Source organism: Microvirga alba (assembly GCF_015694465.1).
GTDB lineage: Bacteria > Pseudomonadota > Alphaproteobacteria > Rhizobiales > Beijerinckiaceae > Microvirga > Microvirga alba.
Genome location: NZ_JADQDO010000002.1, coordinates 492031 through 506409 on the forward strand (window position 1 = coordinate 492031; position 14379 = coordinate 506409).

Consider the following 14379-nt stretch of genomic DNA (forward strand, 5'->3'; position numbering starts at 1 on the left):
GATGCAAGCGAGTCGGGGTCGGAGAGACTCCTGAGCTGAATTGGAAAAGCGCAAAGAAAAACACCCGCGCTGCTGTGTGAGCGCGGGTGTCTTTGCAGGCTCAGCCTTGTTGGCGGATCGCCTCGCGAGGCGTCAGATCACCAGGAAATTGGTGTGAGACAGATCGGGCGCCTTCTGCAGGATCGCGAACTGAACCGCCTTCGCATCCGTGCCGCTGCCGTCCGCGTCGTAATACAGGAAGCCGGTCGTATCGTCGTAAATGATCCGCTGGAACTCGTCCGTCGCCTCCGCTCCCACATGGAACTGCGCCGCACTCAGCGCACCCTTCGTCAACAGCGTGAACGCACCCACCTTCTGCAGGTGGATCATGTCGTCGGCCTTGTTGAAGTCCGTGATCGTATCGATGTTCTTGTCGCTCGGCTTCGTGTCGAAAACAAACACGTCCTTGCCGCCGCCGCCCGTCAACTTATCGTTACCCAGGCCGCCCCAAAGCGTGTCGTTGCCTTCGCCGCCGATCAGAACATCCTTGCCGCCCGTCGCCTTGATCTTGTCGTCCGTCGCGGCGCCGACCCGCATGATCTCCGTCGACAGGTTCAGGATATCGACCTTCCTCGACACGACAAGCTCATGGCCTGCCGAGTCCTTCACCAGGATCTCGATCTCGTACTCGCTGCCAAACTCGTAATCGAGCTTCACACCGTTCTTCACGAGAAGAACGTTGTTCGCTGTCGGATCCAGTTCAAACGCATCCCCGCCTTTGAGAAGCGTGTAGGTGAACGTGTCGCCCGTATCCGGGTCCACTGCCGCAAGCGTCCCGACATATGTCCCACTCGACGAAAGCTCCGCTACAGAACCGCCATCCGAAAACTCAATACCCGTCGGAGCGCTGTTGCTGGAGAAATAGCGGATATCATCGATGCCTTGCGCCTGGAGATGCGCGATGAAATCTGCAAGCCCCGTCTCGCTATAGTTGCTCTTATCAAGGTAGGCGATGTCCCACCCGCCGGTGTCGAGTCCGACATCGTCCAATGCGCTGCGGAGGTAGTATTTATCGTTGCCGCCGCCGCCGATGAGCGTAACGCCAGCCAGCGGATCGACATGGGCGCCGCTATCGAGGATGTCATTCCAATTTCCACCCTCGATGGTCTGGGTGTGCGCGCCCGCGATCAGGTGCACGCCGACAGGCTCACCGTCGGATTCCGGATCGAGGGGATCCGGTGCGAAGCTGATGTTGCCTGCCTTGAGCACCTCGATGCCGAGGTCATCCGCGATCCTGTACTTGCGGAGATACACCTCGGCGACGTCACGCGTGCCGTCCGCCTTGTCGAGGCTCTCCTGGATCAGGTCGTTCTCGTGGCGGATGAAATAGGTGTCGTTGCCGATGCCGCCCTGGAGCGTATCGGCGTCGCTGCCGCCGATGCCGCCATCCAGCGTATCGTCTCCGCCGAGCCCGATGAGCTTGTTGGCGAATTCGTTGCCGACGATCTCGTTGCTCGCGCCGTTGCCGATCAGTTCGATCGCGCCCGTGCCGGCGCCCGCCTGCAGATTCTCGAAGTTCTCGAGGAGCGTGTAGGTGGGGAGTGCCGTGTTGACGAGGCGAATGGTATCCCTGCCATGATCGAGACCATTGGTCTCATCGAGGATCACCGTGGTCGGATCGCTGATGATGTACAGATCATCGCCGAGGCCGCCGCGAAGAATGTCCTTGCCTGCCGGGCCGGTGCCGGGAGCTCCGTCGTGACCGAAGACGCCACCGCCATCAAGCGTATCGTCACCCTGGCCGCCGATGATGGTGTTGGTCAGGTTGTTGCCGATCAAATGCACGCCGAAGGTGACGTCCCCGCCAACCTCGAGCTGCTCGACACCGACCGTGTCCTGCAGTTGGAACTTCTCGATAAAGACGATGGCCTTGTCGAAACCGCCGCTGACATCCGTGGTCTCGATGATCGCGTCGCCTTTATGACGGATGTAGTAGGTGTCGTTGCCGTCACCGCCATCCATCGTGGCGTCGTGATCCGGGTCGATGACATCGTCGCCGGGGCCTGTCTTGATCGTATCGTGCCCCTCGCTGTCGCGGAAGATGATACGCTCGACGTTCTTCAACGTGGAGATATCGTAGCCGTCGACCAGCACGATGGCCGTGTCGAAACCACCCTTCAATCCATCAAGCTCGGTCACCCGATCGTGCAGATTCCGGATGTAGTAGGTATCGTTGCCGTCACCGCCGATCAGCGTGTCGCCGGCGGTGATATCAGCGCGGTTGACACCGCCATCGAGCGTATCGTTACCCTTCAATCCGCTGATTTCCTGAGCGAATTCGTTGCCCGTGAGCTTGAATTCCTTTGTTCCCGTACGGCCATCCGCCTCGATTCTCTCGATCGCCACCGTGCCACCAAGCGTGTACTCCGCGAGAGTTACCTTGGCGATGTCGATGCCGGTTCCCGTTTCCTTCTCCTCGATCTTCGCGGTGTTGGCGCGCACGATATAGGTGTCGCCACCATCGCCGCCGATCAGGGTGTGGGCGACAGCGCCGGCCCCGCCATCGAGCTCGTCGTCGAACTTGCTGCCGATGACGTAATCCTCGTTTCCGTTGCCGGTGAGCTTGAGTCCGGCCGTGACGTTGGTATCGGCCTTGAGGGTTCCCGCCGTCACCTTGTTGGTCAGCTTGTAATCGACGGATGCGATGACCGTGTTCGAGCCCTGGTCATCGATGATGACATCATTCGGGTCGTCGACATAATAGGTGTCGTCTCCGAGGCCGCCCCGCATCTCGTCGGCGCCCTTGCCGCCGTTGATGATGTCGTTCTTGTTGCTGCCGTAGATCGTGTTGGCGTAATCGCTGCCGACGATGGACACCGCGGTGTCCATGTAGTCCGCATGAACCTTGATGACTTCGACCCGCGCCGCCCCGGCAAGCGTATAGGCAGTGGTCTTCAGTTCGACGGTGTCGATATCGGCCGGATTGCTGGTGTCCGTCTCTTCGATGGTTTCGCGTGAGTCGGTGATGATGTAGGTGTCACCGCCCTTACCACCCCTGAGAATGTCGGCGCCGCCACCGCCTTCGATCGTGTCGGCATAATCGCTGCCGACGATGCGCTGGGCGAGTTCGTTGCCCTTAACGTTGACGCTATGGGAGGCCCATATGGAGGTGAGCTCCTCGACCGAGGAACCACCGTCGAGGGTGAACCCATTCCCCCAAACCATGACGGTGTCGTATCCTTCGCCCGCATTCTCGAAGACACGTGCGCGCTCATCCTCGACGACGTAGGTATCGTTCCCGTTGCCGCCCCTCAAAGTGTCTTGGCCGGTATAGCCAGCGATGTAATCGTCAAACTGGGTGCCGATGATCTCATCGTCCTGGCCGTAGACACCGTAGAGCTCCAACCCCACCTTCACAGCGCTGGCGTCCAGCACCTCGAATCCGCGCTGCAACTCGTAGGAAAAGTCGTTGGTGTCCGGATCCCAGAGGCCGTTCGCGGCAAGCTTGACCGTGTCGCGGCCGCCGCTCTCCAGGGTGCTCTCCTCCAGCGTGGAACTCAGCCGATCGTAGACGATGTAGGTGTCGTTGCCGGCGCCGCCTCGCAGCGTGTCCTGGCCACCAGCACCGTCGAGCGTGTTTTGCTTCTCATTACCGACGATGAGATTGTTATGGTAATTGCCGATGAGCGCGATCGGACCGGTTCCATCGCCGGCCTCGAGCGTCTCAAAGCCGTTGCCCAGCGTATAGCTGGCATCCTTTATGTTGATGAGACGGACCGTATCGAGTCCCCACCCCGGATCAGGGTCGTCCAATTCGTTGATTTTAACGGAGGAAACGCTGTCGCGGATAATGTAGACATCGCTGCCCTGGCCGCCGTCCAGCGAATCGTTGCCGCCGCCGCCATCGAGCGTGTCGTCGTAAGCGGATCCGTGGAGAGTCTGATTGAGCTTGTTTCCGGTCAGACCCACTCCGAGGGCAGGGCCTTTGTCCCCATCCGAGGCGACCGAATAGCCGTCAGCGGACAGATGCTCGATGCCAAGGCCTCCTTCAAGTGTGTAGGACAAGCCTCTGGTGATGTAGACCCAATCCTGGGCGCCGCCGCTGTCGACGATTTTGACCTTGGAATCGCGGACATAGTATTTGTCGTCCCCGATGCCGCCATCGAGAATGTCCTGCCCACCCGGCGAGCTGCCGATACCGCCGCTGTCCAGGGTGTCGTTCCCGTCACCGCCCTCAAGCGTGTTGGCGTAATCGTTGCCGCGAATGTAATTGTTGAGGGTATTTCCCTCGACCCGCATGGCAACGGTGCCCGCGCCGAGGATGACGTTCTCAAGGCCGAGACCGTTATTGATCGTATAAAAACCCGGAAACTTCGCGCCCTCGAGAATGGCCGTGTCGCTGGTGCCGCTGCTGTCGACGATGAGATCTCCGACATCGTCGATGACATAGGTGTCGTTGCCCGCGCCGCCGTAAAGCGTATCGGCACCCGCACCGCCATTGAGCGTATTGTCTAGAGAGTTTCCGCCCAGGCGGTCGGCCTTATCCGTTCCGATCAGCCCCTCGATCTCAACGTAGGTGTCGCCCAGGGCATCGAAAGTGTTCGTCTTGCCGGAAAACGGGTCCTGTTCCAGGAAGGCATCGACTTTGTTCGCGGAGCCCGCATAGCTGACAATGTCAACGCCGGCCCCTCCGTTGAGATAGTCGCCGCCCTCGCCGCCCTTCAGCGTGTCGGAACCGCTCCCGCCATAGAGGTAGTCGGCACCCTGGCCGCCGTCGATGAAGTCGTCGTCCTCCCGACCGTCGAGCGTATCCGCCTCGGTGCTTCCGTACATGACGTCGTTGCCAGCGCCGCCGGCCATCTCTTTGATGGTCGTGCTCGCGTACATCGTGTCGGCGCCGGCACTTCCATTGATCGCTTCGATTTCCACATAGATGTCGCTATGCGCCTCGTTCGAACTTTTGGATGTGTCGTTGGCGTTGATCACCAATCCTTTGCCGCCAACGACGTTCGCCCAGTTGTAGAGAACCCAGTCCTTACCTTCGCCACCGTGATAGAGGTCCGCGAAATCGCGAGAACCCGATATGAGCAGGTCATCGCCCTCGCCGCCATAGAGCGAGTCACTGCCATCGCCGCCATCCAGCGTATCGTTGTACCTGGTCCCGGCATATTGCATGTCCTTCGGGTCGCCTGCACCCGAGGTCCATTTCACCGGACTCTGCCGCCCGTCATAGACGCGTACATTGTCCCAGTAAGTGAATTTGGAATCAAAGTCGATCCAATCAACGGTATATCGCCCGTCGTGGAGGGATGACAGGTTCCCCGCGAACTTTCGCGGAGCCTCGGCTACGAGGGCATTCTCGGTGACCTTCGCACCATTCGAATCGAAGCTTTGCGTGTACCACGCGTAATAGGTTTCGCCTTCTACGACCTTGGAGCTCCGGATCGAGTAGAGGACCGCGAAGTTCCCATTGTCGAGCTCCACGATTTTGTTGGTGGTAATGTCGGTACTCGCATGCGCCATATTAATCTGGGTCAGCACATCGCCAGTTGAGGACAAGATGATGACCTTGCCCTGGTTGAAAACTGCGAATTTTCCATTGGACAACTGCGTGAAGCCCGCGCCTTCGTAGTCATAAACGGCAAGAGGCAACAGCCTCGGTGCGGAGACTTGGGTCCCGAGGGGACTGGTGAAGTATATGTGGGTCCCCGAACCTTCAGCCGAGTTCCCGGCCGCGAGATAGGCAATGCCGCCATTCTTCGTATCGATGATCGGTGCCTTTATAAATCCTACCGTCGCCGGAGGCGCGCCCGGATTCTGGAGAACCCCCGAGTTATCATAATACGAGATCACGCGACTGCCGGCAGAATAGTCATTGATCGTGAAGCCGCCGCCGGTAAGTCCCGTGATCTGGCCGGCAGTCGCCTCGAAGGAGGTTGCATTCCCGGAGGAATCGAAAATGGCGCCCTTCCTTTTGCCCGAAGTATCGGTCCAGGTCGCAGCGAAACCACCGCCATCGAGCGCAGCGGTTTCGATATTCTTTCCGAGGTTTTTCCATGGGGTGGACGTAAACGTGCCGTCCGCATTCAGGAAGAAATATGACTGCTGACTCGCGACCAGCATCCTTCCGTCCTTGAGCGCCGTTATCCTGGCGGTCTTTTCGCTGTAATCCGTAACGAATCTTGTGCTTGCCCAAACATACGGAAACAAGGCCATGGCGATTCCCCTCTCGCGACTAAGTCCACACCGGACGGTATTTCATGGCAAAAATACAATGTCATATCGTAACAATCAAGAGCCGAAGGAACTCCCGCCGTTGAGATCGCGAAGTGTTATTTTGCGGTTACGTTATAGATATTGATGCAATGATTGGGTCACGATGAATCAAATTCCCATTTTTGTTAACAAAACCGCGTGTATTTAACGCAAATTAACCAATTTATATCACGTACATGGAAGTTATAAGCCGCGCTTCAACTCGAACAATAGGAAAATCGACTTGCTCTCTATCGGTTTTCGTTTTCAGTACGCATGACATTCTTGACCTTTCGCAGGCCCCTTCGCGTCGGGGCCACATCCGCCGCGCCATCCCCAGAATTGCGACCTCACCACTGGCACGACTTTCGGCGCCCGGAATACGCCAGTCGAAGCGGCGCAGGGAGCAAAGCACACTGCACGAGAAGGCTGCTCGGACAGCCTTTTCTTCAAGCGTGATAATGACGCCCGAGATTTTGAGACCCTGCCGGAATAGCTTTCGGGTCGACCGTTCGAGCCATACCAAGGTTTGTCGTCCGCTGCTCTTTCTTAATTCTCACGTGCTTTTCACGCGTCCTAACGCCGAGCATTTTCATGAGGACCCAACGCAAAACACCCGCGCTGCTATGTGAGCGCGGGTGTCTTTGCAGGCTCAGCCTTGTTGGCGGATTGCCTCGCGAGGCGTCAGATCACCAGGAAGTTGGTGTGAGACAGATCGGGCGCCTTCTGCAGGATCGCGAACTGAACCGCCTTCGCATCCGTGCCGCTGCCGTCCGCGTCGTAATACAGGAAGCCGGTCGTATCGTCGTAAATGATCCGCTGGAACTCGTCCGTCGCCTCCGCTCCCACATGGAACTGCGCCGCACTCAGCGCACCCCTCGTCAGCAGCGTGAACGCACCCGCCTTCTGCAGGTGGATCATGTCGTCCGCCTTGTTGAAGTCCGTGATCGTATCGATGTTCTTGTCGCTCGGCTTCGTGTCGAAAACAAACACGTCCTTGCCGCCGCCGCCCGTCAACTTATCGTTACCCAGGCCGCCCCAGAGCGTGTCGTTGCCTTCGCCGCCGATCAGAACATCCTTGCCGCCCGTCGCCTTGATCTTGTCGTCCGTCGCGGCGCCAACCCGCATGATCTCCGTCGACAGGTTCAGGATATCGACCTTCGTCGACACGACAAGCTCACGGCCAGCCGAGTCCTTCACCAGGACCTTGATCGCATACTCGCTGCCGAACTCGTAATCGAGCTTCACGCCGTTCTTCACGAGAAGAACGTTGTTCGCTGTCGGATCCAGTTCAAACGCATCAGTCCCCTCAAGCAGGGTGTATGTCAGCGCACCACTCATTCCCGCGCCAGCCGCGGAAAGCGTGCCGACATAGGTTCCGCTCGATGAAAGCTCCGCGACAAAGCCGCCATCCGAAAAGACAGCGTCCGTCGGGCCACCCGATCCGGGTTTCTCGATCCCGATCGTAAAATTCTTCTGGCTGACATGGCCGTGTCCGTCATCGGCGAGGATCGTTACGACGGCCTGGTGGAGATAGACCGTGTCATAGTCGATCTTGCTGCCGTCTTTGACACGCAACTCGTATCGATTCCAGGCCTCGTTCTTGACGATCCAAAACGCGTCCGGCAGCGTTCCGCCGGCGATCGAGTAAGTGATGTCGTCCCCTTCGGGATCGATAGCGCTGACGACGCCGACGAGCGTGAAATCGGCGGCGTGATGAGCGACCTTATCGTCCGACAAGGAGATATTATAGGGCGCTCCATTCGGCGTGACGGTGGTGAGCACGATCGGCTTTTCGACGATATGCCCGTGCCCGTCATTGGCGGACAAGGTCAGGTTGATCGTCGTGATGGAGTTGTAATCGATCAGCCCCGCGTTCACCAGCTTCAGCTGGAACGCGCGCGTTGCCGCATTGTACTCCACCTTGAACGCGTCCGCCAAGGCACCGGAGAGGGTGTAGGTGATCGGATCCCCTTCGGGGTCCTTGGCACTGACGATGCCGATGACGGTTCCGTCCGACGAGCCCTTCAGAAACTCGCCGCCAATGAAACGGAGATTCTCGGGAGCCTCGTTGACGTCGTTGACGATGATCTCGAAATCCTTCCGGCTCACGTGACCATGTCCGTCGTCGGCGACGATCGTCACGGGGAGACGATCGGCTGTTTCGTAGTCGATCTTGCTGCCGTCCTTGACGCGCAACTCGTACAAGCCCGTTGTGGGGTTTTTTACCACCTCGAACACGTTCGCCATCGCTCCCGCGACGGAATAGGTGATCGCGTCCCCCTGGCGATCCATGGCGCTGACGACGCCAACGACCGTCTGGTTCGGAGCCTGCTCATCGACCGTGTTGTTCGACAGGGAGATATTGTATGGCCCGTCCGTCGCGGAAACGATTTTTACGGTGACGTATCTCTCGGTTTTATGATTTTGAAGGTCTGAAGCGACAATCATAAGGTCGATGAAGTCGAGACTATAGTCGATCAGGCTGGCGTCCTCGACCCGCAATTCGAATTGTCCGGTTTCTTCGTTCAGGACGACATTGAAAGCGTCCGCATAGGCACCGAGAATTACAAAATTGACGATGCCGCCCTCGGGATCGATGGCACTGACGGTACCGATCATCGTTCCATTGGGTGAGTCTTTGAGCAGCTCGTCGCCCGTGATCTGAAGGCTCGGAGCCTCATCCACATCGACGATATCGAGCGTGATCTTTTGCTCGACGGCGATCCCCCCGCTCGTCTTCTGGCAGAGAACCGTGATGTCGATCTTATGGCCCGGCGTGGTTTCATAGTCGATCTTGCTGCCGTCCCTGAGGAAAAGTTGATAAACTGTTTTTCCGAGCGCGGAGTCGTAATAGGAAGAGATATAGAAGGGACTGGTTGCGGCATCTTTCAGGGTGAAAATGAATTCATCCCCGAAGTCCGCCTCCGCGCTCAGTTCGCCGACGAACTGTCCGCTTGCCCCCTCCCGAACCTGAGTGGCGCTCAGGCGAATATCACGAGGAGGCTCCGGAAGATCGATGACATCGATGGTAACCTCTTTCTCGAAAGAGAGACCGCCCTTGTCGGTGGCAACGAGTTTGACTTTTATCTTGCCGCCGGGAAGTTTCTCATAATCGAGCTTGGATCGATCCCTTACGACCAGCTGGAAGTCCCAGAAGCCAAGCTCGTTCCAAACCTTTGTCACGTCGAAGGCGCTATTTGCGACATCGACGACCGAAATATCGGCAATGTCCTTTGCCCCCTCGGGATCGACAGCGAAAAGGTCTGCAACGACCGCTCCATTCGAAGCGAGCTCTACAACCGAAAAATTGCTCAGCAGAATATCTGTCGGGCGTTCGTTGGCGTTGAGAATCTGAATCGAGAACCTCTTCAGCGTCGAAGCCAGCCCGTCGCTGCATTCGACTGTAATGTCGATCGTGTGAAACGGCAGATATGGCGACTCATAATCGAGATAGTTATTGTCTTTCACGTATAGGTAGTAACCGGTGGCCCCGTTCCCGCCGATCTCAAGAATGGGATTGGATTCAACCAGACTGAATACGAGCTTGGAGAGTGGCTGTTCCTTATCCTTGGCCGAAAAATAGCCAATGATCGTGCCGACAGGCACGTTTTCCACGACCGAGGTGTTAGTTAAGGCGACCTGGGTGGGAGCTGTGTTCGGCGGGCCTTCACCATCACCGGGAACGGCTTGAGGAAAATCACTGAGCATAGGGACCTCCTACGACATTACGCTTCGTAATAATATTGCTGAACAAACTATGAATTGCAACAACATTCCGTCAATCCGTTTGCTCGACTGTTGGTTAACCGAGAGGCGAACGATCCTCCCCTAATGCGATCTGCAATTTAAAATTGCGCTAACCTTCGGAGAACAAAGAAGTGACTTAGCCGCGGCTCGATGCGCCACGGCAGGTTGATCCTTCCGGCATTGTCCAAAGGATGCGGCCCGCAGCCATTCTTCGGGCCGGATTGCGGCGCCTTTCTTCAACTTCTAGATCACGAAGAAATCTTTCTCCGACAGCGTCTTGAGGCCCTTCGGCAAGGTTGCGATCAGGATCGCGGCGGCTTTGCCGGAGCCGTCGGAATCGTAATAGAGCGCGCCTTTCTTGAGGTCGTAGATGATGCGGTCACTCTTGTCGTGCGCCTTCGCGCCGATCCAGAAGGCGTCCTTCTTCAGTTGAACCGGATTGGCGGGAGTGCCCTTCTTGCCGAGCGCCCTGAAGATCGCGTTGTCGAGCCAGATGCCGTCGTCCTTGACGTTGAAATCGGTGATCAGATCGACCTGCGTCTTTGTCTTGTCGATTCTGGTGTCGAACACGAAGGTGTCCTTGCCCGCGCCGCCGGTCAGCGTGTCCTTACCCTGCCCGCCGTAGAGCGTGTCATGGCCGGAACCACCCGTGATCACGTTGTCGAGCGTGTTGCCCGTCAGGGTCAGAGACGACGCGCCTGAACCTGTCAGGTTCTCGACGAAAGCGCCGAGCGTGAAACTGACGCTCGCGATGACCGTATCGAGGCCATCGCCAGCGGCCACCTCCGTCACGACGTCGCCGGTATTGTCCACGTGGTAGGTATCGTTGCCCGAACCGCCGAGCATGTGGTCTGCGCCCGCGCCGCCATCGAGGGTGTCGGCCCCTGCGCCGCCGTTGAGAACATTGTTGGCGGCGTTGCCCTTGATATTGTTGTCGAGCCCGTTGCCCGTGAGGGTCAGCGCACCGGTCGCGGCCGCGCTCAGGTTTTCCACCTGGTCGGTCAGAGCATAGCTGATGCTGGCGACGACCTCGTCCACACCACCGCCCGCAATTTCGACAACGACATCTCCGGCATTGTCGACATAGAACTTGTCATTGCCGACGCCGCCCTCCATGCGGTCCGCGCCCGCGCCGCCGATGAGCGTGTCGTCGCCGCCGCCGCCTCTGAGCGTGTCATTGCCGGCCGCCCCATCGAAGAGATTGCCAAGCGCATCGCCGGTGAAGGTGTCGCCGAGCTTGGTTCCGAGGAAGGCCTCGACGTTGATGTAAGTGTCGGCGCCATAGGTGTTGCCGGGCGAGGACGGGTTGGACAGATCGAGCGTCACCGCCCGGTTGAGCGTTTCCGCGTCGCGGAAGGTCACGGTGTCGTAGCCCGCGCCGCCATCGACGGTATCATTCCCCTGCCCACCATCGAGCGTATCGTTACCCTCGCCGCCGAAGAGCTTGTCATCGCCCGTTCCGCCAAACAGCTGGTCGTCGCCGCCGCCGCCATCGAGCGTGTCAAAGCCGCTTTTGGAATCGAAGACGTTGGCGAGCGCGTTGCCAGTCAGCTTGTCCGAACCGATACCGCTCACGATGTTTTCGATGTTGCGGATCACGTCCATGCCGAGGCCGGTATTCTGAGGGCCGGTCACGGACAGGTCGAGCGTCAGCGCGACCTCAGAGATGGTGAAGGTGTCGATGCCGTCGCCGCCATCGATGGTGTCGTTGCCGGTCAAGGCGGTAAAGGTTTCCGAACCCGCGCCGCCATAGGCCTGGTTGTCGCCGAAGCCGAGATCGATGATGCCTTCGACGGTTCCGCCCTTGCCGAAATAGAGATCGTTGCCGTCCCCGAGCGAAACGTTGCCGCGGATCCTGCCGGTGTTGACGACCGTGTCGGCGCCAAACCCCTCGGCCCAGATCGCCCCGACGCCATTGCCCGAGCCGGTGGCGCCCAGGATCTCGCCGGAATTGAATACCGTGAGGCCCTCAGCCGAGCTGGGCGAGCTGTAAAGGATGGCGCATCCCCAATTCTTCCCATTCGCGATGGTTCCACCGTTCTGGACGGTGGCGGACCCATTGCCGAGGGCCATGCCATAGAGGCTGCCATAGACGATTCCACCCGATCCGATCGTCGTCGTCGTCGGGCCGTTCACCGCGGAGATGGCCGTGTCGTCGATGCTGCCGACGGCACCGTAAACGGTAATCGACGCCTTGCCGGCCGCCATGATTCCGTTGGCCGAGGATCCGGTCGCCGTGATGTAGCCCCACCGCGAGATCACGATCTCGTCACCATTGGGAAGCGAGAAGCCGGGGGCGCCAGTCACATTGATCGCGTTGTCTTCATTAATGATATGCCGGGTCATGGGCGTGTTTCCAAAGATCGAGGTTAGGAAATCGATTTTCATCGTTATGACGTATCTAGTCTCAGTATAACGTTATGGAAGTGCATTCGCGCACTTCGAGGAGGCCGGGTGGGAACTCTGGATTAAGAAGAACATCCAGAGGAGCCGCGCGCGTACACTGAATGGACGACGTCACAGCCCCGTCGGCCTTTGCGTCATTTTGCCAGCTGCGCAGGGCAATGCCTTCTGTTTCAATGGTTACGCTTCGTCGGATCGGAGGCGGCAACGTCACCGCTTCATGTCCGCACGAAGCGCCCATGCCGTCTTTTCGGAGAACCCGACCGAGCCATGAGCGACCTTCTCGTCAGTATCCGTCACGCCAAGACGGAGGATGCCGCTGCCCTGTCCAAGGTCTTCGATGCCGCCTGGCGCGAAGCCTATCAGGGTATCATTCCCGGCGTCGCGCTGGAGAAGATGCTGGCAAGACGGGGAACGCGCTGGTGGCGCTCCACCCTCTCGCGGGGCCGCCCGCTGGCGGTTCTGGACATCGGGCAGGGCATCGCGGGCTATGCCTCCTACGGGCGCTGTCGCGACCGGGCGTTGCCGGCCGCAGGCGAAATCGACGAGCTTTATCTGCTGCCGGAATATCAGGGCCTCGGCTTCGGCCGCCGGCTCTTCAAGGCCGTATGCAACGATCTGCGCGCCCGGGAAATGAACGGTATCGTGCTATGGGCGCTCGCCGACAACGAGCGCGCCTGTGCCTTCTACGAGGGTTTGGGCGGCCAGGGCGTCGCGCGGGTGGAAGAGCGCATCGGCGGCGTATTGTTGGCAAAAATCGCCTATCTCTTCCGCTAAAGGCCTTTTCGGCCCCTGTCGCCGAGGCCCGCCCTAAACGCTTGAATCTGCGCATGATCCGACCGCCGAACCGTTGCCACTTCAGCGGATCATGCGCTAGGGAAGCGGCGACCTTTTTTGCCTACTTTTCGGAGACTACGTTTATGCGCCTTGATGCGATCGCGATTGGAAAGAACCCGCCGGACGACGTGAACGTCGTCATCGAAGTGCCGATCGGCGGCGAGCCCATCAAATACGAGATGGACAAGGATGCCGGCACCCTCTTCGTCGACCGCTTCCTTTACACCGCCATGCGCTATCCGGGGAATTACGGCTTCATCCCGCACACCCTGTCCGGCGACGGCGACCCCTGCGACGTGCTGGTCGCCAACACCCGCGCTATCATTGCGGGCGCGGTCATGAGCGTGCGCCCCGTCGGCGTGCTGGTGATGGAAGACAATGCGGGCGAGGACGAGAAGATCATCGCCGTCCCCTCAGCCCACATCACCCAGCGCTACGACCGGGTGAAGACCTATACCGATCTGCCGGAGATCACCCTCAAGCAGATCGAGCACTTCTTCCAGCATTACAAGGATCTGGAGCCCGGCAAGTGGGTCAAGATCATCCGCTGGGGCGATGCGGACGAGGCCAAGCGCCTGATCCTCGAGGGCATCGAGCGGGCGAAGAAGAAGGGCTGAGGCTTTTTTTTCACGATTTGGAATGGCCGGGCTTCGCTCCGGCCATTTTTTTGAGCGGTCGGGCGTTGCTTAACCCACGCGATTCACGACGAACCTGGCGGCACGAAGAAGCAGATGATGGCGCTGGTGGTCGCTTCCTCGCAAAGATGGAACTTCCTGTCCGGCGACAGCTTCGCCGACCCGCGCGCGGCGATCCGCCCATCCCACAGGTGCCAGCCGTCGGGAGCCTCCCGAACCGTCTCGCCCTTTTCCTCCGAAAGCGCGCGGCAATCCTTGTCGTCGCAGCACCACGGGGGATACCAATCATGGGCGCCGATCGCCGAGGTTCCCGAGAGCCACGCCCCCGCCGCGAGCATGACGAGAGCCGTGCGAGGCCGCCGAGGCCGCCGAGGCCGATAACGCGGATCGCTCAAGGAACCGCCCCCCACGAGCCTGATCCTGCCGGAGCCGAGGGGCTGGTACGGCCTCGCTCTCGGGGGCAGAGATTGCCGATCACGGGGTCCCATCCGAGGTGAAGCGCATCGAATCGCCCGTCATC

At 59.2% G+C, this 14379-nt stretch carries 6 protein-coding genes; 2 read left to right on the top strand and 4 right to left on the bottom strand.

Annotated features, from left to right (window positions below; genetic code table 11):
• Positions 1 to 132 precede the first annotated feature (132 nt).
• From I2H38_RS06650 to I2H38_RS21380, 3 genes are all read right to left on the bottom strand, one after another.
• Positions 133 to 6102: a cadherin domain-containing protein gene (locus I2H38_RS06650; RefSeq protein WP_196271034.1), complete on the bottom strand. Its 5970-nt coding sequence runs from the start codon at positions 6100 to 6102 to the stop codon at positions 133 to 135.
• 816 nt (positions 6103 to 6918) lie between these two features.
• A complete protein-coding gene (locus I2H38_RS21375) occupies positions 6919 to 9945 on the bottom strand; it encodes a M10 family metallopeptidase C-terminal domain-containing protein (RefSeq protein ID WP_324617355.1) in 3027 nt (1008 codons plus the stop codon).
• 282 nt (positions 9946 to 10227) lie between these two features.
• Positions 10228 to 12330 carry a calcium-binding protein gene (locus I2H38_RS21380; RefSeq protein ID WP_196271035.1) on the bottom strand — a complete coding sequence of 701 codons (2103 nt, stop codon included), beginning with the start codon at positions 12328 to 12330 and terminating at the stop codon, positions 10228 to 10230.
• A 327-nt stretch (positions 12331 to 12657) separates the two neighbouring features.
• On the opposite strand from I2H38_RS21380, the gene I2H38_RS06665 reads away from it, so the two are divergent.
• On the top strand, positions 12658 to 13164 hold the full coding sequence (locus I2H38_RS06665; RefSeq protein WP_196271036.1) for a GNAT family N-acetyltransferase: 507 nt from the start codon (positions 12658 to 12660) through the stop codon (positions 13162 to 13164).
• Between the two features lie 143 nt (positions 13165 to 13307).
• The gene (gene ppa, locus I2H38_RS06670; protein ID WP_196271037.1) at positions 13308 to 13841 is read left to right on the top strand and encodes an inorganic diphosphatase; all 534 of its coding nucleotides are present in this window, start codon (positions 13308 to 13310) and stop codon (positions 13839 to 13841) included.
• A gap of 83 nt (positions 13842 to 13924) precedes the next feature.
• Here ppa and I2H38_RS06675 read toward each other — a convergent pair whose 3' ends face one another.
• Positions 13925 to 14269, bottom strand: a complete 345-nt coding sequence (locus I2H38_RS06675) for a hypothetical protein (RefSeq protein WP_196271038.1) — start codon at positions 14267 to 14269, stop codon at positions 13925 to 13927.
• Positions 14270 to 14379: the final 110 nt, after the last annotated feature.